General features: G+C 74.1%; 22 protein-coding genes and 1 pseudogene. 19 read left to right on the forward strand and 4 right to left on the reverse strand.

The features are described 5' to 3' along the window. The 4 genes from Ani05nite_RS04095 to Ani05nite_RS04110 all read left to right on the forward strand — a co-directional run. Positions 1–1,210 (forward strand): oligopeptide/dipeptide ABC transporter ATP-binding protein (locus tag Ani05nite_RS04095; protein WP_203765129.1); only part of this gene is annotated, 1,210 nt, incomplete at its 5' end. Next, positions 1,198–2,385 (forward strand): mandelate racemase/muconate lactonizing enzyme family protein, encoded by a 1,188-nt coding sequence (locus tag Ani05nite_RS04100; RefSeq protein ID WP_203765131.1) that lies wholly within the window; start codon positions 1,198–1,200, stop codon positions 2,383–2,385. The genes Ani05nite_RS04095 and Ani05nite_RS04100, both read left to right, overlap by 13 nt. Then, positions 2,382–3,191, forward strand: coding sequence for an SDR family NAD(P)-dependent oxidoreductase (locus Ani05nite_RS04105; RefSeq protein WP_203765133.1), 810 nt, complete (start codon positions 2,382–2,384; stop codon positions 3,189–3,191). The genes Ani05nite_RS04100 and Ani05nite_RS04105 overlap by 4 nt, the downstream gene beginning before the upstream one ends. Positions 3,192–3,235: 44 nt before the next feature. Next, the gene (locus tag Ani05nite_RS04110; RefSeq protein ID WP_203765144.1) at positions 3,236–3,976 is read left to right on the forward strand and encodes a ribonuclease activity regulator RraA; all 741 of its coding nucleotides are present in this window, start codon (positions 3,236–3,238) and stop codon (positions 3,974–3,976) included. 401 nt (positions 3,977–4,377) lie between these two features. Here Ani05nite_RS04110 and Ani05nite_RS42215 read toward each other — a convergent pair. From Ani05nite_RS42215 to Ani05nite_RS04125, 3 genes and pseudogenes are all read right to left on the reverse strand, one after another. Beyond that, a pseudogene (locus Ani05nite_RS42215) lies at positions 4,378–4,500 on the reverse strand (Ltp family lipoprotein); the annotation flags it as partial. A 176-nt stretch (positions 4,501–4,676) separates the two neighbouring features. Beyond that, on the reverse strand, positions 4,677–6,575 hold the full coding sequence (locus Ani05nite_RS04120; RefSeq protein ID WP_203765147.1) for a right-handed parallel beta-helix repeat-containing protein: 1,899 nt from the start codon (positions 6,573–6,575) through the stop codon (positions 4,677–4,679). 232 nt (positions 6,576–6,807) lie between these two features. Then, complete coding sequence (locus Ani05nite_RS04125; RefSeq protein WP_203765150.1) at positions 6,808–7,692, reverse strand: LysR family transcriptional regulator; 885 nt, start codon at positions 7,690–7,692, stop codon at positions 6,808–6,810. Between the two features lie 170 nt (positions 7,693–7,862). Between Ani05nite_RS04125 and Ani05nite_RS04130 the strand changes: the two genes are divergently transcribed. The 6 genes from Ani05nite_RS04130 to Ani05nite_RS04155 all read left to right on the forward strand — a co-directional run bounded on the left by Ani05nite_RS04130 (position 7,863) and on the right by Ani05nite_RS04155 (position 14,486). Beyond that, a complete protein-coding gene (locus Ani05nite_RS04130; RefSeq protein ID WP_203765162.1) occupies positions 7,863–8,936 on the forward strand; it encodes a saccharopine dehydrogenase family protein in 1,074 nt (357 codons plus the stop codon). Next, a complete protein-coding gene (locus tag Ani05nite_RS04135; protein WP_203765165.1) occupies positions 8,933–9,409 on the forward strand; it encodes an SRPBCC domain-containing protein in 477 nt (158 codons plus the stop codon). The genes Ani05nite_RS04130 and Ani05nite_RS04135 overlap by 4 nt, the downstream gene beginning before the upstream one ends. A gap of 79 nt (positions 9,410–9,488) precedes the next feature. Then, on the forward strand, positions 9,489–10,244 hold the full coding sequence (locus tag Ani05nite_RS04140) for a TetR/AcrR family transcriptional regulator (RefSeq protein ID WP_203765168.1): 756 nt from the start codon (positions 9,489–9,491) through the stop codon (positions 10,242–10,244). Positions 10,245–10,318: 74 nt separating this feature from the next. Next, entirely contained in the window at positions 10,319–10,681 is a 363-nt protein-coding gene (locus Ani05nite_RS04145; protein ID WP_203765171.1) for a DUF2834 domain-containing protein, read from the forward strand. 397 nt (positions 10,682–11,078) lie between these two features. Beyond that, a complete protein-coding gene (locus Ani05nite_RS41760; protein WP_275410499.1) occupies positions 11,079–12,155 on the forward strand; it encodes a LysR family transcriptional regulator in 1,077 nt (358 codons plus the stop codon). Between the two features lie 27 nt (positions 12,156–12,182). Next, a complete protein-coding gene (locus Ani05nite_RS04155) occupies positions 12,183–14,486 on the forward strand; it encodes a sigma-70 family RNA polymerase sigma factor (protein ID WP_203765174.1) in 2,304 nt (767 codons plus the stop codon). Positions 14,487–14,529: 43 nt separating this feature from the next. Here the strand turns inward: Ani05nite_RS04155 and Ani05nite_RS04160 are convergent, their stop codons facing one another. Further along, a complete protein-coding gene (locus Ani05nite_RS04160) occupies positions 14,530–15,165 on the reverse strand; it encodes a TetR/AcrR family transcriptional regulator (RefSeq protein ID WP_203765176.1) in 636 nt (211 codons plus the stop codon). Positions 15,166–15,220: 55 nt separating this feature from the next. Here Ani05nite_RS04160 and Ani05nite_RS04165 point away from each other — a divergent pair, with 55 nt between their 5' ends. From Ani05nite_RS04165 to Ani05nite_RS04205, 9 genes are all read left to right on the forward strand, one after another. Continuing rightward, positions 15,221–16,069: an SDR family NAD(P)-dependent oxidoreductase gene (locus Ani05nite_RS04165; RefSeq protein ID WP_203765184.1), complete on the forward strand. Its 849-nt coding sequence runs from the start codon at positions 15,221–15,223 to the stop codon at positions 16,067–16,069. A 193-nt stretch (positions 16,070–16,262) separates the two neighbouring features. Beyond that, positions 16,263–16,469 carry a hypothetical protein gene (locus Ani05nite_RS04170; RefSeq protein ID WP_203765185.1) on the forward strand — a complete coding sequence of 69 codons (207 nt, stop codon included), beginning with the start codon at positions 16,263–16,265 and terminating at the stop codon, positions 16,467–16,469. 1 nt (position 16,470) lies between these two features. Then, on the forward strand, positions 16,471–17,013 hold the full coding sequence (locus Ani05nite_RS04175; RefSeq protein WP_203765187.1) for a MauE/DoxX family redox-associated membrane protein: 543 nt from the start codon (positions 16,471–16,473) through the stop codon (positions 17,011–17,013). Beyond that, positions 17,001–17,579 (forward strand): thioredoxin domain-containing protein, encoded by a 579-nt coding sequence (locus Ani05nite_RS04180; RefSeq protein ID WP_203765189.1) that lies wholly within the window; start codon positions 17,001–17,003, stop codon positions 17,577–17,579. The genes Ani05nite_RS04175 and Ani05nite_RS04180 overlap by 13 nt, the downstream gene beginning before the upstream one ends. Further along, complete coding sequence (locus Ani05nite_RS04185; RefSeq protein ID WP_203765191.1) at positions 17,576–19,393, forward strand: ABC transporter ATP-binding protein; 1,818 nt, start codon at positions 17,576–17,578, stop codon at positions 19,391–19,393. The genes Ani05nite_RS04180 and Ani05nite_RS04185 overlap by 4 nt, the downstream gene beginning before the upstream one ends. Further along, positions 19,390–19,881 (forward strand): peptidase S26 family protein, encoded by a 492-nt coding sequence (locus Ani05nite_RS04190; RefSeq protein WP_203765194.1) that lies wholly within the window; start codon positions 19,390–19,392, stop codon positions 19,879–19,881. The genes Ani05nite_RS04185 and Ani05nite_RS04190 overlap by 4 nt, the downstream gene beginning before the upstream one ends. A 108-nt stretch (positions 19,882–19,989) precedes the next feature. Beyond that, positions 19,990–22,308: an ATP-binding protein gene (locus Ani05nite_RS04195; protein WP_203765197.1), complete on the forward strand. Its 2,319-nt coding sequence runs from the start codon at positions 19,990–19,992 to the stop codon at positions 22,306–22,308. A gap of 186 nt (positions 22,309–22,494) precedes the next feature. Beyond that, positions 22,495–23,223, forward strand: a complete 729-nt coding sequence (locus tag Ani05nite_RS04200; RefSeq protein WP_203765212.1) for a hypothetical protein — start codon at positions 22,495–22,497, stop codon at positions 23,221–23,223. Between the two features lie 77 nt (positions 23,224–23,300). Further along, on the forward strand, positions 23,301–23,858 hold the full coding sequence (locus Ani05nite_RS04205) for a dihydrofolate reductase family protein (protein ID WP_203765214.1): 558 nt from the start codon (positions 23,301–23,303) through the stop codon (positions 23,856–23,858). Positions 23,859–24,137 lie beyond the last annotated feature (279 nt).

Consider the following 24,137-nt stretch of genomic DNA (forward strand, 5'->3'; position numbering starts at 1 on the left):
GGCGGGCCACGCCGACCGGGTCGCGGTGATGTACGCCGGCCGCGTCGTGGAGTGCGGACCGAGCCGGGCGGTGCTGCACCGCCCGCGGATGCCCTACACCCGGGCGCTGCTGGACGCCACGCCGCGGGTCGACGGCCCGGCCCGGCACCGGCTGGCGGCGATTCCCGGTTCGCCGCCGGATCTGCGCCGGTCGGCGCCCGGGTGCGCGTTCGCGCCGCGCTGCCCGCACGTGACGCCGGAGTGCCACTCCAGCAGGCCCGAGCTGACCGAGCGCGCACCGGGCCACCGGGCGGCGTGCCTGCGGCCCGACCTCGACCAGGCGTCGGCGCCGGTCGGGCTGCCGTCCCCGCCCCGCCCCGCCGCCGAGCAGGTGCTGGTGGAGTTCGACGACGTGCACCTGCACTATCCGGCCCGGGGCCGGCTGCTGCGCCGGGCGGCGGCCGGCACCCGCGCCGTCGACGGCGTCACGCTGAGCATCCGGCGTGGTGAGACCCTGGCCCTGGTGGGGGAGTCCGGCTCGGGCAAGACCAGCCTCACCCGTACGCTGCTGCGCCTCGAACGGCCCACCGGCGGCCGGGTGCGCTACGACGGCATCGACGTCACCCGCCCCGACCGGGCCCAGCTGCGCCGCCTGCAGCGCGAGGTGCAGGTGGTGTTCCAGAACCCGTACGCGAGCCTGGATCCGCGGATGCGCGTCGGCGCCATTCTCGCCGAGCCGCTGCGGGCGCACGGCGAACCGGCGGACCACGCCCGGCTCGCCGGGCTGCTCGACATGGTGGGTCTGGACGGCGGCGCCCTCGAGCTCTACCCGCGGGCGTTCTCCGGCGGCCAGCGGCAGCGCATCGTCATCGCCCGTGCGCTGGCCCTGAGCCCGCAACTGCTCGTCTGCGACGAGGCCGTCAGCGCCCTGGACGTGTCGATCCAGGCCCAGGTGCTCAACCTGCTCGCCGAGCTGCAGGACCGGCTGGGCATGACGTACCTGTTCATCACCCACGACCTCGCGGTGGTCCGCTCGGTCGCCGACCGGATCGCGGTCATGCGCGCCGGCGTGGTGGTCGAGCAGGGACCGGCCGACCGGATCTACGCCGCCCCCGCCCACGAATACACCCGGACCCTGCTCGAGCTGGCCCCCGGCCACCCCGGCGGGCCCGGCGGCACCACCCCATCGTCACCGACCCAGAACAGGATCCCTTCGCCGTGGTCTGCATAACCGACGTACGCCTCACCACCGTCAACACGCCGCGGCGCACCGGCGCCGTCTGCGGGCACGTCCTGGTCGAGCTGCTGACCGAGGACCCCGGCCTGGTCGGTCTCGGCGAGATGTCGGACCTGCAGCACCTGCCGCGGTTCCACTTCGACGTGGGGGAGCTGGAACGCACCCTGCGGGAGCTGCTGACCGGGCGGGACGTGCTCGCCATCACCGAGATCAACGCGCTGCTGGAGGAGAACTTCCCGCAGGCCGGCTACATCTACGACAAGAGCCGGGCGATCCGGTGCGGGGTGGACATCGCGGTCTGGGACCTGGCCGCCAAGAGCCTCGGCGTCCCGGTCCACGACCTGCTGGGCGGCGCGGTACGCGACAGCGTGCCGATCGCCTATCCGATCTTCCGGCAGCGTCGCCCCGAGGACGTCGAGCGCAGCCTGGCGACCGTGGCCGAGCGCCTCGCCGAGGGGCAGAGCTGCTTCCGGGTGTACGTCGGCCGCGACCTCGAACTCGACGAGACGTTCCTGCGCGCGGCCCGGGACCGGTTCGGCGACACCATCACGATCAAGTCCCTGGACTTCTCCAACCTGCTGGACGCCAAGGCCGCCTGCCGCTTCGTCGACCGGGTGCTCGACGTGGGCTTCGACCTGGTCGAGGCACCGGCGCCGGACCACGACGTGCGCGGGCTGGCCTTCGCCCGGGCCCGGATGCCGGTGCCGGTCAGCGAGCACGTGTACGGCTACCGCTGGGCGCTCGACCTCGTCGCCGCGGACGCGGTGGACGTCTTCAACGTCAGCGTCATCGCCATCGGCGGTATCACCGCAGCGCGGCGCGTCTTCGCCATCGCGGAGGCCGCGGGCAAGCCCTGCCTGGTCGGCACCACCCAGGAACTGTCCATCGGCACGGCGGCCGCCGCCCACGTCGCCATGGCGATGCCGGCGGTCACGCTGCCCAGCGACCCGGTGGGTCCGCTGCTCTACACCGCCGACGTGGTCACCGAGCCGGTCCGCTACGTCGACGGCCGGCTGCTCGTCCCGCGCGGCCACGGCCTCGGGATGACCCTCGACCCCGCCCGGGTCGCTGCCTGCGCCGGCCCGCTGACCTGGGCCGGCACCGACGCCCAGGCGGTCGTCGACCGGGCCCCGGCGGCGCCGGTGACGACCGTGGCGAGCCCGCGGTGACGCCGTCGGCCCCGGCGGCGCCGCTCCGGCTCGACGGCCGTGTGGCCCTGGTTACCGGGGGAGCACGCAACATCGGGCTCGCCATCGCACGGCGGCTCGTCGCCGAGGGCGCCGCGGTGGCGGTCAACGGGCCGGACGCCACCGAGGCCGCAGCCGCGGCCGCCGAGCTGTGCGGGAGCGGGGTGGCGGCCGGCTTCCCCGCGGATGTCTCCCAGCCCGACGCGGTCGGCGCGATGGTGGACGCCGTCATCGCCCGCTTCGGCCGCCTGGACATCCTGGTCAACAACGCCGCCACGCCGATGACCGGCCGGGTGCCCCTGTTCGACCTCGACCTGGACGCCTGGGAGCAGTCGTTCGCCGTCAACGCCCGCGGCGTCTTCCTGTGCAGCGTCGCGGCCGCCCGGGCGATGACCCGCGGCGGCGCCCGCGCCACCGACGCCGCCATCGTCAACATCTCCTCGGTCGGCGCCGTACGCGCGCACCGCCGGGCAGTCGCCTACGACGCCACCAAGGGCGCGGTGGAGGCGACCACCCGGGCGATGGCGCTGGAGCTGGCCCCGCTGGGTGTACGGGTCAATGCGGTCGCGCCGGGCGCCATCGGCAACGACCGGACGGCCGCGCTCAGTGAAGCGGACCGGCGGCGCCGAGCCGAGGCGGTGCCGCTCGGCCGGATCGGCGCCGCGGCGGACGTGGCGGCCGCCGTGGCGTTCCTGGCCTCGGCCGACGCCGCGTACATCACCGGCCAGGTGATCACCGTCGACGGTGGGCTGACCGCCCAGGCCCGCCCGCCGCAGGCCGAGCTGTGACCGCACGCCCCACACCCGCCCCGTACGACCGATGGAAAGGCGCCATGAATCCCACCCCCACCGCCCCGCTCGCCCCGGCTGATCTCGCCGCGCTGGCCGAGGCCAGCACCGCCACCCTGACCACCCAGCTGTTCAAGCTCGGCCTGCGCAACACCTACCTCAGCGGGCTGCGCAGCCTGAGCCCCCGGGCGCCGCGGATGGTCGGCGAGGCGTTCACCCTGCGCTACATCCCGGCCCGCGAGGACATCGACGTCCTCGAGGTCTACGACGACTACGACCACCCGCAGCGCAAGGCTGTCGAGTCGGTCGGCCCCGGCCAGGTGCTGGTGATGGACTGCCGCGGGCAGGGCCGGGCCGCCAGCGCCGGCAACATCCTGCTGACCCGGCTGGCCTACCGGCAGGCCGCCGGGGTGGTCACCGACGGAACGCTGCGCGACGTCGCCGGCATCGGCGAGCTCGACCTGCCGGTGTTCGCCGCCGGGCCGGCGGCCATGACCAACCTGGCCCTGCACCACGCCGTCGACCTCCAGGCGCCGATCGGCTGCGGCGGTGTCCCGGTGTACCCCGGCGACGTCCTGGTCGGCGACGCGGACGGCGTGGTGTGCGTGCCCCGGCATCTGGTGCCCGTGGTCGCCCAGCCCGCCCGGGCCCAGGAGCGGCTGGAGGAATTCCTGCGGGCCCGCGTCGCCGCGGGGGCTCCCCTGCGCGGCACCTACCCGCCGGACGCGGGGACCCTGCGGCTCTACCGGGAGCGCGAGGGCGACCTGCTGGCCCGGCCGGCCTGACACCGGACCGCTTCTGATCAACCGCATCCGGGCGTTGCCCGGATGCGGTTTTCCGGCGCCGGGAGCAGCGACCCACCCGTACCTCGACGAGGACGGTATCGCGGTCGTCGTTCCCGGCGCCGGTTGGCGTCTGCTGCCCGGCGCGCGGTGGCTCTCCTCGCCGACCGGAGTCCGGTAGACCGCGGGCGGCCGGCCCCTTGCAAGCAGCCCGCCGATCGGCGGAAACGTGGCCGCCCGCGCAGGCGGGCTCTGGCCTCATGCGGTGGCGCTGTTCGGGGTGCGGACGCGACCATGATCTCGACTCGGGTCGGCGGCGAGCTGGGCGTCATCTCGGTATGACCGTCCGGCAAAGGCGGGCAAAGAAAGGAGCCGGGCTGGCGTGGCTGTCCGTGCGGCTCTGCCTAGAGTCCGGCCTTCTTGACGCCGTACTCCGCCTGCGTGAACCGATCGAATTCGAGCTGCTTGATCGAGCCCGAGCGGGAGAGGTGCTGGGTGTCGAGGTAGTCCTGAGCTGCGCCGGCCGCCTGCTCATTCCAGGCTCATTGGTCCCGCCGCCCGCGCGTCGCTGGGAGCTGCGTGACGACATCCACGAAGCCCTCGCTGCGCCCTCATCTGCTGGCGCCGCCACTCGAAGAGGTGAGACTTCCCAGCAACAGGGGGCCCGGCGCGACGCGCCGGGCCCCCTGATCGACGTGCCGGGTCAGCGGTGCTCGAGGGCGCCCCGGTCGACCGGTCCGCTGCGGCGGGCCGTGGTCGCGTCGGTTTGTGCGGCCGACCGGCCGGTGCCGCTGTCGATGGCCGGGCTGCCGTCGCGGAGGCGGAAGTCGCCCTGGGCGGGGTCGACGAGCAGCGGGTCGCCGGTCAGCTTGCGGGGGTCCGTGACGTTGGCCGGGCCGACGATCAGGTTGGCGTCGAAGGTGACGCCGGTGGCCGACGACTGCGACGCGGCGGTCACGCCGGCGCCGGGGCTGACCAGGATGTTGTTGATCACCTGGACGTCGTTCGCCTTGGTGACGGCCAGGTTGTTCTGGATCGAGGGCTGGCGGCCGTTGTGGTGGACGGTGTTGTTGACGACGTCGATGTGGTCGCTGCGGAAGACGTTGATGCCGCGCGCCCCGTTGTCGTAGGCGATGTTGTTCTCCACCAGGGTGCGGCCCCGGTACGGGGTTTTGATCTTCGCGTCGCGGTTGTCGAACGAGTCGATGATGATGCCGTTGCCGTCGGTGATGGTCTTGAAGCCGCTGCACACGCACTTGACGAACGAGCCGTTGTCGCGGGTGATGTTGCCGCGCACGATGAGCTTGTGGCCGGTTCCGCCGTCGGAGTTCCAGGCCTGCCACAGGGAGATGCCGCTGCCGCCGAACGGCGACCAGTTCGCGTTTCCGAAGGCCAGGTTGTGGGAGATTTCGACGTGGTCGACGTGTGCGGCGCTGATGCCGACGAGGGGGCAGTCGGAAACGGTGTTGCCGTGGATGCGGACGTGGTGCGGGTACGTCGATTCACCGCCGCCGAAGGGCTCGGACACCGCGATGCAGTTGGTGTTGATCATCGGGTCTCTGGTGTCGCCGTTGCGGGCGGCGTTCTTCTGCTTGTCGGTCAGCCGGTCCGTCGCGCCGTGCACGGTCAGACCCGCGACCGTGATGTAGCGGGCGTTGACCGCGACGCCCTGCCACCCGGCGGCCTCGATCAGCGGTGTGGCGCCCGGTGCGGCGGCGAAGGTGATCCACTTGCTCGCGGTGCCGGAACGCTTGATGCCCATCACGAACTGCTTGCCCGGCGCGGAATAGGTGCCGTTGCCGATCACCACGGTGTCGCCCGGCTGGGTCAGGTCCGCCGCGCGCTGCAGGGTTCGCAGGGCGGTGGCCGGGGACAGCCCGTCGGCCTTGTCGTCGCCGTTCCCGCTGACGTACCGGTGCCGGCCGCCCTGGGTGGGCGGCAGCTCGCCGGCGGACCACGTCGGACCGCCGATGCCGGCGCCCGCGAGCCGGCTCGCGGGCAACGCCGCAGGTCCGGGTTCGGCCGGCTCGGAGGCGCGGGGCTTGGTGGCGCTCGGCCGGGCGCCGGGCGTGGTGGTGGCCGGGGCGGCAGTGGCCGGGGAACCGCCGTCGATCACAGTGAGGGTCAGGCGCACCGGGGCGCCGGTGCGGCCCTTGCCGTTGTCCTTGCTGTACGGAGTGATCACCAGCGAGTGCCGTCCGGTGGTGGCCCGCCACGGCAGGTAGTCGGTGCCGTTGCGGGCATCGCCGTTGAGGACGAACGGAGCGTGGTTCTCGATGCGGGTGGTCCGGCCGTCGAGCTCGAAGCGCACGCTGCCGACCTTCGCCGACGTGATCGCCTGCACGCTCAGCTCACGCGTACGCACGGCGGCCAGGTCGATCTGCACATCGCCGCGCAGCGGCCCCGCGGCGATACGCTGGTCGGCGGCGGCGTCCAGCAGAACGACCGTGCCGATCGTCGGTCGGTCGTCCGCCGAGGCGACCGTGCGGGCGGTCAGCCCGACGGCCGCGACGGTGGCCACGGCGGAGACCGCGATCAGCCACCGCCGCCGCGCGCGCGGCGGCCTGGTGGTGCGGGTGGATGCAGGGGCAGAGACGGGCACGACAACTCCGGGGGATCGATGGTGCGGGCAGCCGACATCGGTGCTTCGGCGTCCCCAAAATAGCTGCGGGGGCGGTGACTGCGCCCATTCGCGGCGGCCGTCTCAGAAACATTTAAGGGACGCTGCCCCGTGATGTTCTTCCGCATATCGCAGCTATGCCGAGCGCATTATGAAAGCGCATTGATAACGGCGGCGGTATCAATCACCAGATCTGTCCCGCGACCGAACCCGGTCAGCCCGCGGCGACCCGCGCGAGTATGCGGTGGCGTTCGTCGGCACCGTCACGGCGCCAGGCCACGGCGAGCGTCGCCGGCGGCGCGTCGGACAGGGCCACAAAGGTGAGATCCGGTCGCACCGCGGTCCGGGCGAGCAGGGCCGGGACGGGTGCGCAGCCGTGGCCCGCGGCCACCGCGGCCAGCAGCGCGCCGACCGTGTCCACCGGCGGTACGGGGGCCAGGGGCGGGTCCGGCACGAGACGCCACGTCGCCGCGAACACCGGGTCGACCCCCTCGACCAGCGGTATCTGCGGCAGCCGGGCCACGGTGGCCAGGTCCGCCGAGCCGGCCGCGGCGGCCGGATGCCCGCTCGGCAGCGCGAGCAGACGCGGGAAGTCGCGGATCGGCTCGACGTGCAGACCGGTGAGGCCCGCGGAGCTGTACGGCGGCCAGACGAACGCGGCGTCGGCCGTTCCGTCGCGCAGGACCCGCAGATGGTCGCTGAACGACACCGGGGTCAGGGTCACCATCAGGTCGGGCGCCTTCTCCCGCAGGGCGACGACGATGCCGGCCTTCAGCTCGTCGATCCCCGCCGCGAGGGTGGTCAACACCAGCCGTGGGGCGGGGAAGCCCTCGCGTGCCGCTGCCCGCACCTCCGCGACGATCCGGTCGGCGCCGGCCAGCAGTGGCCGGGCCCGGCGCAACAGTTCCTGGCCGGCGCGGGTGAGGGTGATCTGCCGGCGCTCCCGGGAGAACAGCGTGACCGCCAAGTCGTCCTCCAGCCTGCGGATCCGTTCGGACAGCGACGGCTGCGCGATGCCGAGGAACTCCGCGGCCCGGGTGAAGCTCAACTCGTCGGCGGTGACCACGAAGGCCCGCAGCCGAGCCAGGTCCAGATCCATCCGGCCAGGGTAGGCCGACGGTGATCCGGGTCGCCGGGAAAGCCGCCGGCAGCGGCTCCACCAGGCAGGATAGGCCGCGCCGATCAACCGACAGGCGCCTGCTCTTGGACGGGACGAACCTGTCGGCGGCACTCTGGCGGCACCTGCACGATGCTCGGCGGAGGAGAATCATGAGTGGTTCGTCGGTGGCGATCTACGGTGCGAGCGGATACATCGGCGGCCTGACCGCCCGGATCGCCGTCGGGTCGGGGCTGCGGCCCGTGCTCGCCGGCCGGGATTCCGCCCGGCTGCGCGCCCTGGGCGCCGAACTGGACCTGCCGGTCCGCACGGCCGGGCTCGACCGCCCGGCGCACCTGGACGCCCTGCTGGACGGCGTCGGCGCGGTGCTCAACGCCGCCGGGCCGTTCGCGGCGACGATGCCACCGCTGCTCGCCGCGGCCCTGCGCACCCGCACCCATTACCTGGACCTGTCCGGGGAGGCGGTGGAATTCGAGGCGGTGCGCCGCCGCGACGAGGACCTGCGGCGGGCCGGGGTGATGGCGATGCCGGGCGCCGGGTTCGGGGTGGTGCCCACCGACGCGGTCGCCGTGCACCTGGCGCGGCGGCTGCCCGGGGCGGTGGCGCTGGAGCTGAGCTTCGCGACCCGCGGCGGGATCTCCCGGGGCACCGCTTCCACCATGCTCGCCGGCCTGCCCACCGTCGGCCTGCGGCGCCGCGCCGGTCACCTGGTTCCGGCGCGCGCCGGCGCCGAGCGCCGGCAGGTGCCCGACGGCGCCGGCGGCCGGATCACCGTGGTGACCAACCCCTGGCGCGCCGATCTGGTGTCCGCGGCGGTCTCGACCGGGGTCGCGACGATCGACACCTTCACGGCGTTGCCGGCACCCGTGCGCCTGCTGGCGGCGCTCGGCCCGCGTGCGCCGTGGTTGTTCACCTCCGCGGTGAGCCGGCGGCTGCAGGCCACCCTGCTGCAACGTCTTCCGGCCGGACCGTCCGAGGCTGATCTGACGGCCGGCCGTACCGTCGTGCACGGGCGTGCCCTGGCCGGCGACGGGACCACGGCCGAGGCGCTGCTGACCGGACCGGACGCCTACCTCGTCACCGCGTACGCGGCCGCCGAGCTGCTGGCCCGTACCGGTGCCGGCACGGCGGAACCCGGGTACCGGACGCCGGCCGGAGTGCACGGGCCCGAGCTCGCGCTCAGCACTCCCGGCACCGAACTGCGGGACCTGGGTGGATCGCGGTGACCGGGCACTCCGACGCCGGTTGGCCGGCTGGGCTGGATCCGCGGGAGGTACCGGTCGGGGCGTACAACGAGCTGACCGTGCCGGCGACCGCGGAGCAGGTCTGGCACCGGCTGGTCGACGCGCGCGCGTGGCCGCAGTGGTACGCCAACGCCCGGCACGTCGTGCTGGACGGTGGCGCCGTCCTGCTCGGTCCGGGCACCCGATTCCGGTGGACGACCTTCGGCGTACGGGTCACCTGTCGCGTCGAGGTGTGCCTTCCGTTCCGGGAGCTCGCCTGGTCGGGGCAGGTCCTGGGCTCGCGGGGGTACCACCGCTGGCTGCTGGAACCACTGCCGGACGGCCGCACCCGGGTCGTCACCGAGGAGGCCCAGCGGGGTCTGCTGCCCACCGTCGCCCGGGCCCGGCTGCGTCGCGGGCTGCGGCACTGGCACCAACGGTGGCTCGAGGGCCTCGTCCCGGGCCCGCCGCCCTGACCGAGGACCCGCATTCTGCCTAACGGTGCCAAGTAAAGCTGACACTGCTACATTCTTTCGGAGTGCGGTGGAGAGGACTGTGGTGACGGTGACAGGGCGGCGCCCGGAGGTGTCCCTGCGGGAGCGCAAGCGGGCAGCCACGATCAGCGAGATCAAAGCGGTGGCACTGCGGCAGCTGGCCGACGAGGGCGGCGCGATGACGCTGCGCGGCGTCTCCCGCGAGATGGGCATGACCGTGCAATCGCTCTACCACTACTTTCCCAGCCGCGACGAGCTCATCACCGCCCTGATCGTCGACGGGTACGAGGGGCTGGCCGGCGCGGTCGAGAAGGCCGACGCGGAAGGTCCCGCCGAGCCCGCCGGCGAGCGTCTGCTCCGCCTGGCCAGGGCGTACCGCCAGTGGGCGATCGATCACCGCGCCGAGTTCCTGCTGATCTTCGGGACGCCGGTCCCCGGCTACCGTGCCCCGGATCCCGGTCCCACCATCGGCGCGGCCCGCCGGCTGGGCGCGGCGTTCGCCGGGGCGGTGTTCGCCGGCTGGAGCGCTGAGCAGATCGCCCGGCTCGAGCTGCCGAGACCCGATCCGCTGCTCGCCCGGACGCTGCAGGCCGGCGCCGAGCAGGTCGCCCCGCATCTGCCCGCCCCGGCCTACGGGATCTTCATCGAGCTGTGGGGCCGCATGCACGGTCTGGTGATGCTGGAGATCCTGCACCACCTGCCGTGGCTCACGCCGCTCGATGCGGCCACCAGCTACTACGAGAGCGCCACCCTGCATCTGGTGTCCGACCTCGAACACCGGCGTACCGGGTGCACGCCCGCCCGGGCCCGGCGCTAGCTGACATCTGCGCCCGACCGCCGCCGCCGAGCGGGCCGGGCGACCCGCTCCCTACCGATGAGGACGATGCCGTCATGCCGGTTGCGCAACCCACCACGTCATGGCCGGTCGTCCGGCGCCTCGCCTTCGCCGGCTATCTCCTGCTGGCCGTGGCCGGCCTCGTGGGCACCTGGTACTTCAACCTCCAGTACGCCCCCGGGCCCGGGGAACCCAGCTATCTCGAGGCGTGGTTCGCCAACCCGGCGAGTTCCTCGGCGGCTGTCGACGTCATCGTCGCGGCGGTGGCCGCGAGCATCTTCTACCTGCGTGAGGGCCACCGCCTCGGCATGCGCTGGGCCTGGCTGCTCGTGCCGGCAACCTTCGTCGGGGCCCTGGCCTGCACCCTGCCCCTGTTCCTGGCCCTGCGGGAACGCGCCCTGGCTCGCCCCACACGCTGACCATCAGCGCCCGGACGCGGCCACGGTGGCCGACTGTGCGCCAATGGTGGCTGGGCATTCCCTTCGCCGGGGTCCTGCTCCTCGGATGGCGGGCCGAGACCTCCGTGCGGCCTCACGCGGCCATGGTCGGAATTCATGTTCGTAGCATTATCAATAGCCTTTCCTGAAGGTCCGGGAATGCTCTGGGTCATGGCCCGATGACTCATTAGTCCTGGCGCCCGGTTCCTATCTTGAAATCAACCTGAAATCTGGACCGTGGCCGGTGACGGGTCCTGGTATACCACTATGCTGGTATGGCGTACCCGCCGAAATTCTTGATTCGTGTTACGCCTCGCGCGGTGCGGAGGTCTCCGCCGCGAAAGCCCGACACGCCTGGTGTCGGCTGGAGGGGAGAGCTGTGACGCAGGATGACCGTGAAGCCGGGTCGCCGGCCGGCCGGCGACCCGCGGCGAACGACTTCGCGCGGATGAACTGGGGCGATCTGAGCGGGTTCCTGGCAGTTGCCGGAGAGCTCAATTTCACCCGTGCCGCGGCCACGCTGCACATCACCCAGCCGGCTCTGTCGGTGCGGATCCGCCGGCTCGAGAAGAACCTGGGAGTCCGGCTGCTGGAGCGCAGCACGCGGGTGACCACCCTGACGGCTGCCGGACGCGTGCTCAAGGACTGGGTGGAACGGACCGCTCAGGGCTGGGAGCAGGTCCAGCGGGAGATCGACGAGGCGGCGGCCGAGCCGCCGGAGCCGGCCGTCCCGCTACCGCGGCCGGCGGCCCGCCTCGACGTCTGCGGGCCGGAGCCGCGCCTCGTCCTCGCGCCGCTGGTGCGGCGGTTCACCCGGGTGCTGTGGACCTGGGGTACGGCCCCGGCGCCCAGAGTGCTCGCGAACCGGCTGCGCTCCGGCGGGGTGCAGCTGGGTCTGTGGTACCGGATGCCGTTCACCGAGCCGGTCGACCTGCGGGGCCTCGAGACGGCCCTGATCAGGCAGATCCCGTTGGCGGTCGAGTTGCCGGCGGGACACCGGCTGGCCGCGGCGGATTCCGTCGAGCTCGCCGAGCTGGCCGGCGAGGCATGGTCCCCAGGAGCCACGGACCAGGAGCGCGCCCTGGTGGAGTGGGCGTGCGTGCACCTCGGGGGGTTCCAACCGCGCCTGCTGGAACCCGGCGACGACCCCGCTGAGACCCGGCGGATGGTGACGGCCGGCCGGGCGGTCGGGTTCGCCGGTCCGCTGACCGGCTCCGCCCCGGCCGTGGTCCGCCGGCCGGTACGCGGCGCCCCGCAGTGGGCGGCCTACCTGTCGTGGTCGGTGAACACCCCGACCGGGCTGGCGCACCAGGTTCTGACGACCCTGCGGGCCGAGGCCGAGACGGCGGCCCCGGCGGAACAGGGCCGCCGGGCGGAGGCGGTTCAACGGAACCCGTACCGCAGCCGTATTGCCTCGCAGCGATACGCGACGGCGTCGTGTGACACGGCCCGGTGACGGGCCCGGGGGAGGACTGAGATTCCGATGACCGCGACCGTGGTGCCGGCCGACCTCGTCGTGGCTGCTCAGGGCGGCGACCGCGCGGCGCTGGACCGGCTGCTGGGCGAGCACCTGCCGCTGGTCTACAACATCGCCGCCCGGACCCTGCCGCCGGCGGACGCCGACGACGTGACGCAGGAGACCATGATCCGGGCCATGGCCGGCCTGGCCGGGTTGCGGGAACCGGCGAGCTTCCGCTCCTGGCTGGTGGCCATCGCGGTTCGGGAGACGCGGCGGCGCGGCAGCCGGCTCGGCGCCGACCGGCAGCACTTCACCGTCGCCGACACCGACGAGTTCCTGACCGACGAGGCCGGAGCGGCGGAGGAGGCGGTCCACCGCCTGGAGGTCGCCCGGCAGCGCCGTACGCTGGCCGCCTCGACCGGCTGGCTCGACACCGCCGACCGGGAGCTGCTCGCCCTGTGGTGGCTGGTGCAGGTCGGCGCGATGCAAGGCAGCGAACTCGCTCCGGCGCTCGGCACCTCCCCGGCGCACACCCGGGTCCGGTTGCAACGCCTGCGTTCCCGGCTGGAGACGGCGCGCCACATCATGGAGGCCATCGGGGCCCGGCAGCGCTGCGCCGTTCTCGGCGAGGTGATCAGGGCCTGGGACGGCCGCCCGGCTCCGGTGTGGCGCAAGCGGCTCGCCCGGCACGTGCAGGACTGCCGCCGGTGCGCCGGCGCCCGCGCCGGACTGCTCCCCGCCGAACGGCTGCTGGTCAGCCTGCCGCTGCTGGCGCCGCCGCCACACCTGCGTGACGCGGCCGCGGCCATCGAACGGGCGGGCGTCTCGGCTGCCGCGCCGCTGCGCGGCAGACTCCTGAAGGGCGCCGGCGTGGTCGCCGCAGTGCTGGCGATCGTGCTCGGCGTGGGAGCGTTCGTCCTCGACCGGCCACCCGCCCCCCACGTCGTCACGGCCCCGCCGGTCACCACGACAGCGCCGAGCGCATCCTCCGCGCCCACACCGACAATCGCGCCGCCAAAGGCCGTACCGATCGGCGCGGGGGCGGGATTCGGCGGCCCGACCTGGCCGGCCGGGCGAAAACCGCCCACCCAGGGCGGCCGCTACCTGTACGTCTCGGACAAGGGCGACGACAGCAACAGCGGCCGGTCGCGGGCCGAGGCGCTGCGGACGTTGCGCCGGGCGGCCGAGCTCACCGCGCCCGGGGACACGGTGCTGGTCGACGACGGCGAGTACGGCGACCCACGCCGTTCCAGCGTGGTGACGATCGAACGCTCCGGCACGCCGAAGAAGTGGATCACCTGGGCCGCCTATCCGGGCGCCCGCCCGGTCGTGCGCGCCTCGCAGTGGCAGGGCATCTGGGTGCACGCCTCCTACATCACCGTCTCCGGCCTCACCGTGACGGGTAAGCGCACCGCGTTGACGCAGGCGCAGATCGCGGCGGCCCGGCGGGGCGACGTCTCCGATCCGGCGGTCTCCAACAGCTGCATCGCCGTCACCGAGCTGCGCAACGCCGACCCGCCGCGGCGCCCGCACCACGTCGTGCTCTGGGGCAACACCCTGACGGACTGCACGCTGAACGGCATCTCGGTGCAGTTCGCCGACTACGTCACCGCGGCGTACAACATCACCGCGCGCAACGGCTGGTACTCCCCGTACGGCGGCAGCGGCATCGCGTTCCTCAACCTGTGGAACTCCGACACGCGGACCGGCTACAAGATGATCATCCGGGGCAACGTCTCGTCCGGGAACCAGAATCTGGTGCCGTGTCTGTGCTCCGGCGCAGCCAGGAGGATCACCGACGGCAACGGCATCATCGTCGAGTCGCTGAACAACGACGACATCCGCGGCGCCCCGCTGTTCCAGCAGCCGTACACCGGCCGGACCCTGATCGAGAACAACATCGCCCACCACAACGGCGCCCGGGGGATCAACGTCTTCAAGGGGGCACACGTCGACATCGTCAACAACACGCTCTACCGCAACGCCGCCCATCCCGCCATCACCATCGATCTGGCCGTCACCAGGTCTCGCGATGTACGGGTCGTCAACACCGTCGTGGTGCCGGGAGCCGGCAGTCCGGCCGCCGTGGTCTCCGGGTCCACGGAGGTCCGCTTCGATCACAACCTGCTCGTCGGTGAGTTCGACACCCCCCGCGACGAAGCCGTCCTCACGAGTCAGCCGCGGTTCACCGACGCCGGGGGCGGGGACTTCCGGCTCGCGGCGGGCAGCCCGGGCATCGACAGCGGCGCGGCCGCGCTCGCCCCCGCCGTGGACGCCGGCCGGGTGCCTCGCCGGCAGCCGGTGGACAGGGGCGCCTGGGAACGGTGAGATCCGCGCCGCGCCTGGGTGCTCGCCGCGGGACCCGCCGGCGTCAGGATTTCTTCGTCGGGCGGTCCGGGCCGGGCCGCAGCCCGTTGACCACGAGCCGCATGAGCTGGGCGATCCGGACGGCGAACTCCGCGGGGGTGGCGGCCGCCGGGTTCGGGCCCTTCGCGGCGTGCGCGCAGTCGATGAGCAGGGCGGCCGCCTGGTCGACCCCGACCTCTGCGGCGGACAGATCGAGCTGACCGTCGTCGATCGCTCGCCGCAGCAGCTGGGCGATGAGATCCCGGCCGCGTTGCTCCGCGGCCAGCGCGATGTCACCGCACACCCGGTCGTGCACGTCGTACAGCTCGTCGGCGTTGCCGGAGGTCGAGGTGAGCGCTACGAAGCGCCCGAAGCGGGCCTGCAGGATCGCCGCGAGGTTCTCCACCGGGCCGCCGGGCGGATCGTCGAGCACCGCCTGCATCGCGCTCAGGTGCTGCTCGTGCAGGTGCTCGACGAGCGCCCGGAAGAGCTGCTCCTTGCTGCGCCAGTACTGGTACAGCGTCGCCCGGGAGACCCCGGCCCGTCTGCTGACGCTGTCGACCGAGGAGCGGCGGTAGCCGTGGGTGCTGAACTCGGCGGCGGCGACGTCCAGGATCAGCGCCCGGGTGGCGGCGCTCCGCGAGGGGACCGGTGTGACCATCCCGCCATTATCGCCAACCTTGACAGTAAGTGCAAAATCTGTCTACCTTGTTGACATGACGACGACGACAGGACCGGTTCTGATCACCGGCTGCTCCACCGGCATCGGCCGGGCCACGGCCCTGCGCCTTGCTCGCTCCGGCCACACCGTCTGGGCCACGGCCCGGCGCGAGGAGACCATCGCCGACCTGCGGGACGCCGGCTGCCGGACCCTGGCCCTGGATGTCACCGATGAGTCCTCGATGCGCGCGGCGGTCGCCCGCGTGGTGGACGAGCACGGCGCCGTGGGCGCGCTGGTCAACAACGCCGGCTACTCGCAGTCCGGCGCGATCGAGTCGCTGCCGATGCCGGACCTGCGGCGGCAGTTCGAGACGAACGTCTTCGGCACGGTACGGATGTGCCAGCTGGTGTTGCCGGGCATGCGCACGCGCGGCTCGGGGCGCATCGTCAACATCAGCTCCATGGGCGCGAACTTCACCTTCCCCGGCGGCGGCGCCTATCACGCCTCCAAGTACGCGGTCGAGGCGATCAGTGACGCGCTGCGCTTCGAGGTGCGGGGTTTCGGGGTGCACGTGGTGCTGGTCCAGCCGGGCCTGATCCGTACGGACTTCTCGCACACCGCCGCCGCCGCGGTCAGCGACGCCGATGGGCCGTACGCCGCCTTCAACGCGGCGGTCGCCGAGAACACCACCAAGGCGTACGAGAAGGGTCCGTTGGCGCGGTTCGGCGGCGAGCCGGATGACGTCGCGCGGGCCGTCGAGCAGGCGATCACCGCGCGCCGGCCGAAGATCAGAATGCGGGTCACCCCCTCGGCGCACCTGCTGATCACTCAGCGCCGGCTGATGACCGACGGCCTGTGGGACCGCTTCGTCGCCACCCAGTTCACCCGGCCCGGCCCCCGCTGATCGGCGGCGCCGCCCCGGGCCGCCGTTCCGGACGCGGCGCCGGCCGGCGACGCCGCCGCCGACCGGTCCTGCCCCCGGACGCGGCAACGTCCGGTCGAACGTCCGGTGCTACGTCCTGTTCCGGCGGCGGGCGACGGGATCGAATGGGTTGATCGGCCGGCACGGGGACGGCCGCCAGCCAAGGAGGTTCCTCATGACCCGTACTCTCAATGCGTTCGCCGACCGCATGGTCGGCCTGGTCGCTCCCAAGGCGACCGCCCGGGCCGCCTGCGCGGAGCAGTACTGGAAGTTCTGCTACTGCAAGGGCCTGTCCCGGTACGCCAAGCTGTGCAGCCGCAGCGGCAGCAGCTGCCAGTACGAAAGCTGTGGCGCCTGCGTGTACCGCGACAAGGGCTGCTGAGTTGGCCTACGTTGCCATCGGGTGTCAGGGCCTGCTCACCGTGGTCCTGCTCGTCGCCACGGCGAGCAAGATCCGTGGTGCGCGGGCCCTGCGCTCCTTCGCGGCTTCCCTGACGGAGATGGGTCTGGTGCGGCCGCGCGCTGCCGTGCCGCTCGCCGTCGCCGTCGCCGCGGCCGAGTCGGCCACGCTCGTGCTGCTGACGGTGCCGGCCACGCGCCGCCTCGGGTTCGCGGCCGGCGTCCTGCTGTTCGCCGTGCTGACCGCGGGCGTGGGGATGGTGCTGGCCCGGGGCAGCGCTGCCGCCTGCCGCTGCTTCGGCGCCTCGGCGGAACCTTTGCGCCGCCGGCACCTCGTGCGCAATGCCGCGCTCACCGGCCTCGCCGGGGCCGGCCTCGCCGCCGCCGGCTCCGGGGTGGCCACCGCCGGGGCGATCGTCGCGTTCGCCGCCGGCGCGCTGGCCGGCCTGCTGGTCACCGTCCTCGACGACGTGGTGGCCCTGTTCACACCGCTCAAGACCGCACGGGAGAACCCATGGCGTACCTAGCCGCGGCGCTGGTCCTCATCGGACTGCTCGCCGCTGTCAACCTGCTGTTCACCGTCGGCGTGGTGCGCCGGCTCCGCGAGCAGACCCGCGAGCTGGCCGAGCTGCGCGGCGCCGGGATCGCCGGCGGCGACGTGGCCCTGACCGCGGGTTCCCCGGTCGCCGACTTCTCCGGCACCGACGTCGACGGGCACCCGGTCAGCTTCGCGGGGCTCGGTGACCGGCCCCTGGTGGGATTCTTCTCGATGTCGTGCAGCGCCTGCCGGGAGAAACTGCCCGCGTTCCTCGCCTTCGCGGCCGCCCGCCGGGGTGGCGCGGACCGGTTGCTGGCCGTTGTCGTCGGGTCCGCCGAGGAGTCCGTCGAGCTGGTCAGCCAGCTGCGGCCGGTGGCGACCGTCGTCACCGAGGCCGAGGACGGCCCGATCCAGCGGGCGTTCGCGGTCACCGGGTTCCCCGCCTTCGTGCTGGTCCGCGACGGCGTGGTCGAGGCGTCGGGCTTCGACCTCACGCCGGTGGCCGAGCGTGACGCCGCGATGCCGGTGGATGTGGCCGAGCCGGCCCGGTCGTGAGATCGGCCGCGCGCCGGGCGCTGGCCCTCGCCGGGCGGGCCGCGCCGGCGCAGCTGGCGGCGTACCTGGCGCTGGCCGTCGTGGCCGGCGTCGTCCCGCTGGCCTTCGCCTGGCTGACCAAGCTGCTGGTGGACGGCCTGGCCGGCGGCGACATGGGCTGGCCCGAGGCGGCGGCGCTGGTCGGGGCCCTGGCGGCCGCCGGGGTCGCCGCGGCGCTGACCCCGCACGCCGGCCGGTACCTGCGGGCCGAGATGGGCCGGCGGATCGGCGAGGCCGCCGTCGAACGGCTCTACGCGGCCATGGACCGGCTCGTCGGCCTGGCCCGCTTCGAGGACCCGGTGTTCCTGAACCGGGTCCAGCTCGCGCGCTCCAGCGGCGCGGGCGGCCCGGGCATGGTGGTCGAGGGCGGCCTGGGCATGGTCCAGGCGGTGGTGACCCTGGTGGGCTTCGCCGGAACGCTGTTCCTGCTCGGACCGTGGGTGGCCGTCGTGGTCGTCGTGGCCGCGGTGCCGGCGCTGCTGGCGGAGCTGTCGCTGAGTCGCCGCCGGGCCCGCATGACGGTCGAGGTGGGCCACGCCGAGCGGCGGGAGCTGTTCTACGCCGGCCTGCTCACCGACACGGCGGCCGCCAAGGAGGTGCGGTTGTTCGGCACCGGACCGTACCTGTGGCGGCGGATGGCCGCCGAGATCCGGACCGTCAACCTCGCCCACCGCCGGGTGGACCGCCGTGAGCTCGCCGTTCAGGGCGGGTTGGCGCTGTTCGGCGCGCTGTTGTCGGGCGGGCTGCTGGTGTGGTCGGTGCGGGCGGCGTTGACCGGTGCGCTGACGGTCGGCGACGTGGCGCTGGTGCTCGCCGCCGTCGGCTCGGTGCAGGGCGCGCTGGCCGGGCTGGTCGGCGAGGCGGTGTCGATGCACCAGGCGCTGCTGCTGTTCGGCCACTACCTGGAGGTGGTGGACGCCGAACCGGACCTTCCGGTCCGCCGCCCGGCGCGGCCCGCGGTCGCCCTGCGCCACGGGATCGAGCTGCGCGACGTCTGGTTCCGCTACGCCGAGGACCAGCCCTGGGTGCTGCGCGGCGTGGACCTGGTGCTGCCCGCCGGACGCAGCACCGCGCTGGTGGGCGTCAACGGCGCCGGCAAGAGCACGCTGGTGAAGCTGCTGTGCCGGTTGTACGACCCGACCCGCGGCGCCGTCCTCTGGGACGGGGTGGACCTGCGCGACCTCGATCCGGGGGAGCTGCGCCGCCGCATCCGGGCGGTGTTCCAGGACGCGACCCACTACGACCTGACGGCCCGGGAGAACATCGCGCTCGGCGACCTGACCGCGCTCGACGATCCCGGCCGGGTGGAGCGGGCCGCGCGCCGGGCCGGCGTGCACGAGCTGCTGTCCGGTCTGCCGCGCGGGTACGAGACCCCGCTGACCCGGATCTACCTCACCGAGCAGGCCGGCGCCGACCCGGCCGGCGGAGTGCAGCTGTCCGGCGGGCAGTGGCAGCGCGTGGCGCTGGCCCGCGCCCTCGTGCACGAGCGGCCGGACCTGCTCATCCTCGACGAGCCCAGCTCCGCCCTGGACGCCGAGGCGGAACACGAGGTGCACGCCCGGCTGCGCGAGCACCGCCGCGACCGCACCAGCCTGCTCGTCTCGCACCGGCTCGGCGTGGTCCGGGAGGCCGACCACATCGTGGTCCTGGCCGGCGGCCGGCTCGTCGAGCGCGGCGACCACGACGAGCTCCTGGCCCTCGGCGGCGCGTACGCCCGGCTCTTCGCCCTCCAGGCCCGGGGCTACCGTTCCGCCGCCCAGGAGCTGAGCCGATGACCGCCGCCCTGCTGGGTGCGGGTCTCACGGCGCTGGCCGTGGTGGCCGCGGCGGTCCTGCTGGTCCGCGCCCGCATCCTGGTGATCCGGGTGAGCGGGGCCAGCATGGCGCCGACGCTGCGCCCGGGCGACCGGCTCCTGGTGCGCCGCCGCGGTGCGGCCCCGCGGACCGGGGACGTGGTGGTGCTGCCCGACCCGGGTCCCTGCCGCGTGGGCGGGTCGGGCGCCGGCCGGTCGCTCATCGTCAAACGGGTCGCCGCGGCGCCGGGGGATCCGGTGCCCGCCCTGCTGCCGCCGTGGGAGCGGGCCGCGTCCGGGGTGGTGCCGCCGGGTCACCTCGTCCTGCTGGGCGACAACCTGCCGATGAGCCGCGACTCGCGGCAGTTCGGGCCCGTACCGATCGACGCCCTGGTCGGGGTGGCGATCCGGCGGCTCGGCGAGGGCGCCCTACCGCCCCCGCCGGCCCTCCGACGGGGACCGGGCACCTGACCTCACGCCCGGCCGATGTCCACCGCGCCCCCCACCACTGGGATCGATGTGATCCGATTAGCACAGTGGGGGAGGGGTGTGACGTCTTTGGAGGGTTTTTCGGCTCTGGTGCGGCGCCTCCGGGTGGCCCGCCGGCTCACTCAGGAGGAGCTTGCCGAGCGCGCCGGCCTCAGTTCCCGCTCGGTCGGCGAGATCGAACGCGGCCGCGGCCGCAGCCCCCGGCTGCGGACGGTGAAACTGCTGGCCACGGCGCTGGAGCTGACCGCGGAGGAGCAGGCCGAGTTCCTCGACGCCGGCCGGGCGGCGGGATGGGCGGCCCGGACGGGACCCGCCGACGGTCCCCACCGCGCCGCGCCGGACGGCCCGGCGAGCCCGCCCGGCCCGCCGAGCCCGCCCGGCCCGGCGCCGGCGCAGCTGCCGATGGACGTGGCCGACTTCGTCGGCCGGGAGCGGGAGCTGGCCCGGCTCGACGCGCTGCTCGCCGTGGCCGCCGAACGGCCCACCGCCGTCGTCGTCGGGGTGCTGAGCGGGCCGGCCGGTGTCGGCAAGACCGCGCTGGCGATCCACTGGGCCCAGCGGGTCCGTGACGCCTTCCCGGACGGCCAGCTGTACGTCAACCTGAGGGGCTTCGACCCCGGCGGCACGCCGCTCGGCCCGGCCGACGCCATCCGCGGCTTCCTGGACGCCTTCGCGGTGCCGCCCCGGCAGATCCCCGCCGCCCCGGCCGCGCAGGTGTCCCTCTACCGCACGGTCGCCGCGGACCGGCGCCTCCTGGTGATCCTGGACAACGCGGCCGACGCCGACCAGGTCCGCCCCCTGCTGCCCGGCGGCCCGGGCGCCCTGGTCCTGGTGACCAGCCGCGACACCCTGGCCGGGCTGGTCGTCGCGGACGGCGCCCGGCCCCTGGCGGTGGACCTGCCCGAACCCGCCGAGGCGCGGCGCCTGTTCGAGCGCCGGGCGCTCGCCGGCCGGCCCGGCGCCGAGCCCGCCGCCGTCGACCGGATCGTCGCCCGCTGCGCGCGGCTGCCCCTGGCGCTGGCCATCGTCGCCGCCCGGGCCGCGCTCCATCCGCGGCTCTCACTGAGCGCCCTGGCCGACGAGCTGGACCGGTCGGCGGGCAGCCTGGACGGGTTCGCCGGTCCCGACCACCTCACCGACGTCCGGGCGGTGCTGTCCTGGTCGTACCGGGCCCTCGGCCCGCCGGCCGCCCGGCTGTTCCGGTTCCTCGGGCTCCATCCCGGCCCGGACGTCACCGCCGGCGCGGCCGCGGCCCTGACGGGGACCTCGGTGCGGCAGGCCCGCCTCGCGCTGGCCGAGCTGGCCCGCCTCCAGCTCGCCACGGAACACGCCCCCGGCCGGTACGCCCTGCACGACCTGCTGCGCAGCTATTCCGGCGAGCTGGTCCGGGCGGCGGAACCGGAGCCGGAGCGCCGGAACGCGGTCCGCCGGCTGCTCGACCACCACCTGCACACCGCCCAGTGCGCCGACCGGCTGGTGCACACCCACCGCCCGCCGGTCGCCCTCGACCCCGCCGCCGAGGGCGTCACCGGTGACCGGCTGCCCGACCGCGACGCCGCACTGGCCTGGTACGCCGCCGAGCGGGCGGTGCTGCTGGCCCTGATCGCCCGGGCGGAGGCCGACGGCTTCGACCGTCACGCCTGGCGGCTCGTCGCCACCGTCGCCGACTTCCTCAGCGGCCAGGGACACTGGCAGGAAATGATCTCCGCTCACGAGATCGCGTTGCGGGCCGCCCGCCGGCTGGGCGACGGGGCCGGCAAGGCGCACGCCCACCGGATGCTCGGCCGGGCCTACGCCATCCAGGGCCACCCCGACGCGTACGAGCACCTGACCCGTGCCCTCGACCTGTTCCACGACATCGGCGATCTCGGCGGCGCCGGCCTGACCCACCGCAACCTCGCCTGGATGTTCGAACAGGAGGGCCACGACCGCACCTCGCTGCACCACAACGAGCAGGCCCTGGCGCTGTTCCGGCAGGCCGGCAGCCTGGTCGGCGAGGCCCGGGCCCTCAACGCGGTGGGCTGGGACCACGCCCGGCTCGGCGACCACCGGCAGACGCTGGCCCACTGCGGGCGGGCCATTCCGTTGCTGGAGCGCCTCGGCGACCGGCACGGCGCCGCGGTGACCTGGGACAGCCTGGGGTACGCCCACCACCACCTGGGTGAGCTCGACGAGGCCGCGGCGTGCTTCGGCCGGGCCCTGGCCGCGCTCGGCGAGACGGGGGACCGCTACAACCGGGCGGAGATCCTGGTCCACCTCGGCGACACCAGGCACAGCGCCGGCGACCACGACGGCGCCCGCGGTTGCTGGCGGCAGGCCCTGGACATCCTGGACGAGCTCGGGCACCCGGACGCCGACCGGGTACGGACCGCCCTGCACTCCGCGCACCACCGAGGAGTTCACCCGTAGGTGTGTCCCACCCGGCGACCGGTGCGGGGCACGCTTACTCCACGGGCCCGCCTCGGTGCCCGTCCGCCCGCCGCCGGTCACGGTGATCCACGAAGGACACGGAGCCGCCATGGCCGAGCCGCTGGTCACCGCCACGTCGTCCGGGGACGTCACCGGAACCGTGCCGCGCCGCGCCGCGGCCACCCGGTGAACGGCGCCGGGCCGGGCCACCCGCGCCTGCGGTGGCTCGCCGTCGCCGCCGACCTGCTGGCCCTGGCGTCGGCGGTCCTCGGCGTCCTGGCCTGGCTGCGGAACCGCGGCGGATTCGCGCTGCTGCTGGTCACCGGCGGCGCGGCCCTGCTCCTCGGGTCGATCGCGCTTGTCGCCGGGGCGCCCGCGCGACGGCGGTTCGCGGCCGCGCTGGCGGTGCTCGCGGTGGTCGCCGGCGGCGGCGTCGCGGGCGTCGCCGTCGATCGGCTCGTCCGGCCCCGGGACGCGGCGGTCGACCCGGCCACCCTGAGATTCCGCTTCGACCCCGTCCTGGAGACCGTGCCGTTCTGTCGCGACTACCCCGGCACCGGCCGCATCCCGGACGGGTACCAGCTCCTGATGTTCGACCGGCCCACGGCCGATCCCGCCGCGGACCTGTGGCTCGACGGACCCGCCGAACGCACCGACCGGGGATGGGTGTTCCGGAACGTCCAGCTGGGCGACGAACCCACGCCGGCGGATCCGGACCGCAACCGGGGCCTGCAGGTGGAGCTGTTCGCCCGGCTGGTCGCCGCGGAGACGGCCGAGGTCCTGACGCCGCGCTCCAACATCACCGTCGTGAACGATCCCGGTGGGCAATGGAAGGTGCGGGCGCTCCCGGGCCGGCGGGCGGACACGCTGCGGGTGACCTTGAACGCCGACCGCGGCGCCTGCGCCCCCGGCTGAGCCGCCGTCGATCGTTGGACGGGATGGGCCGCGTGGTGATCCGACGCGACGCCGCCGGGGCGTTAGAGTCGCCGGCCATGGGACTCCTCACCTTCAGCCTCAACCTCACCCTGGACGGTTGCGTCGACCACCAGGAGGGGATCGCCGACGACGAGACGCACGCCTTCTTCATCCGTCTCATGGACGAGGGCGGGGCCATGCTCTGGGGTCGCGTCACCTACGAGATGATGGAGAGCTCCTGGCCGGCCATCGCCCGCGGCGACGAGCAGGCGCCGCCGGCCCTGCGCGAGTGGGCGGTCAAGCTGGAGGCCAAACCCAAGTACGTGGTGTCGTCGACGCGCACGGAATTCCCGTGGGCCAACAGCCACCACGTCGCCGGCGATCTGCGCGCGGGCGTGCAGAAGCTCAAGGACGCTACCCCGGCCGGCGTCCTGCTCGGAAGCGGCAAGCTCGCGACCGAGCTCGACCGGCTGGACCTGATCGACGAGTACCAGCTGCTCGTCCATCCCCGGATCGCCGGCCACGGCCCGACGTTGTACCAGGGCGGGCTGCCCGGCACGCGCCGGCTCGAGCTGCTCTCGGCGCAGCCGCTCCGCAACGGCGCGGTGGCCATGCACTACCGCCGCGCGCGCTGAACAACGCGATTCCCTCACCGGCGGCGGGCCGTCCTGCTCCGCCACGGGGCCCGGACGAGACGCCTGTCCGGGCCCCGTTGCCACGACGGCCTCGATCCGAAATTGACCCTAGTTCACGTCGGCGTGGTCGAAGGTGATGGAGCTGCCGCCGGTGGATGCCGGGTTGCGGCGGTTGGTCATGGTGATGACCGCAGTGTGCGTCCCTTCGGCCAGGATGGGGGAGGCGTAGAGCTGTTCGCTGCCGGTGCCGGCGGTTGCGGCGTACGGGTCGACGTCGAC

The organism is Actinoplanes nipponensis, from assembly GCF_016862275.1.
Classification (GTDB): domain Bacteria; phylum Actinomycetota; class Actinomycetes; order Mycobacteriales; family Micromonosporaceae; genus Actinoplanes; species Actinoplanes nipponensis.

Coding starts and splice junctions, on each gene's coding strand:
- Ani05nite_RS04110 (WP_203765144.1), top strand. CDS start 3,236: ATGAATCCCACCCCCACCGCCCCGCTCGCCCCGGCTGATCTCGCCGCG.
- Ani05nite_RS04125 (WP_203765150.1), bottom strand. CDS start 7,692: ATGGATCTGGACCTGGCTCGGCTGCGGGCCTTCGTGGTCACCGCCGAC.
- Ani05nite_RS04130 (WP_203765162.1), top strand. CDS start 7,863: ATGAGTGGTTCGTCGGTGGCGATCTACGGTGCGAGCGGATACATCGGC.
- Ani05nite_RS04145 (WP_203765171.1), top strand. CDS start 10,319: ATGCCGGTTGCGCAACCCACCACGTCATGGCCGGTCGTCCGGCGCCTC.
- Ani05nite_RS04155 (WP_203765174.1), top strand. CDS start 12,183: ATGACCGCGACCGTGGTGCCGGCCGACCTCGTCGTGGCTGCTCAGGGC.
- Ani05nite_RS04160 (WP_203765176.1), bottom strand. CDS start 15,165: ATGGTCACACCGGTCCCCTCGCGGAGCGCCGCCACCCGGGCGCTGATC.
- Ani05nite_RS04165 (WP_203765184.1), top strand. CDS start 15,221: ATGACGACGACGACAGGACCGGTTCTGATCACCGGCTGCTCCACCGGC.
- Ani05nite_RS04170 (WP_203765185.1), top strand. CDS start 16,263: ATGACCCGTACTCTCAATGCGTTCGCCGACCGCATGGTCGGCCTGGTC.
- Ani05nite_RS04180 (WP_203765189.1), top strand. CDS start 17,001: ATGGCGTACCTAGCCGCGGCGCTGGTCCTCATCGGACTGCTCGCCGCT.
- Ani05nite_RS04190 (WP_203765194.1), top strand. CDS start 19,390: ATGACCGCCGCCCTGCTGGGTGCGGGTCTCACGGCGCTGGCCGTGGTG.
- Ani05nite_RS04205 (WP_203765214.1), top strand. CDS start 23,301: ATGGGACTCCTCACCTTCAGCCTCAACCTCACCCTGGACGGTTGCGTC.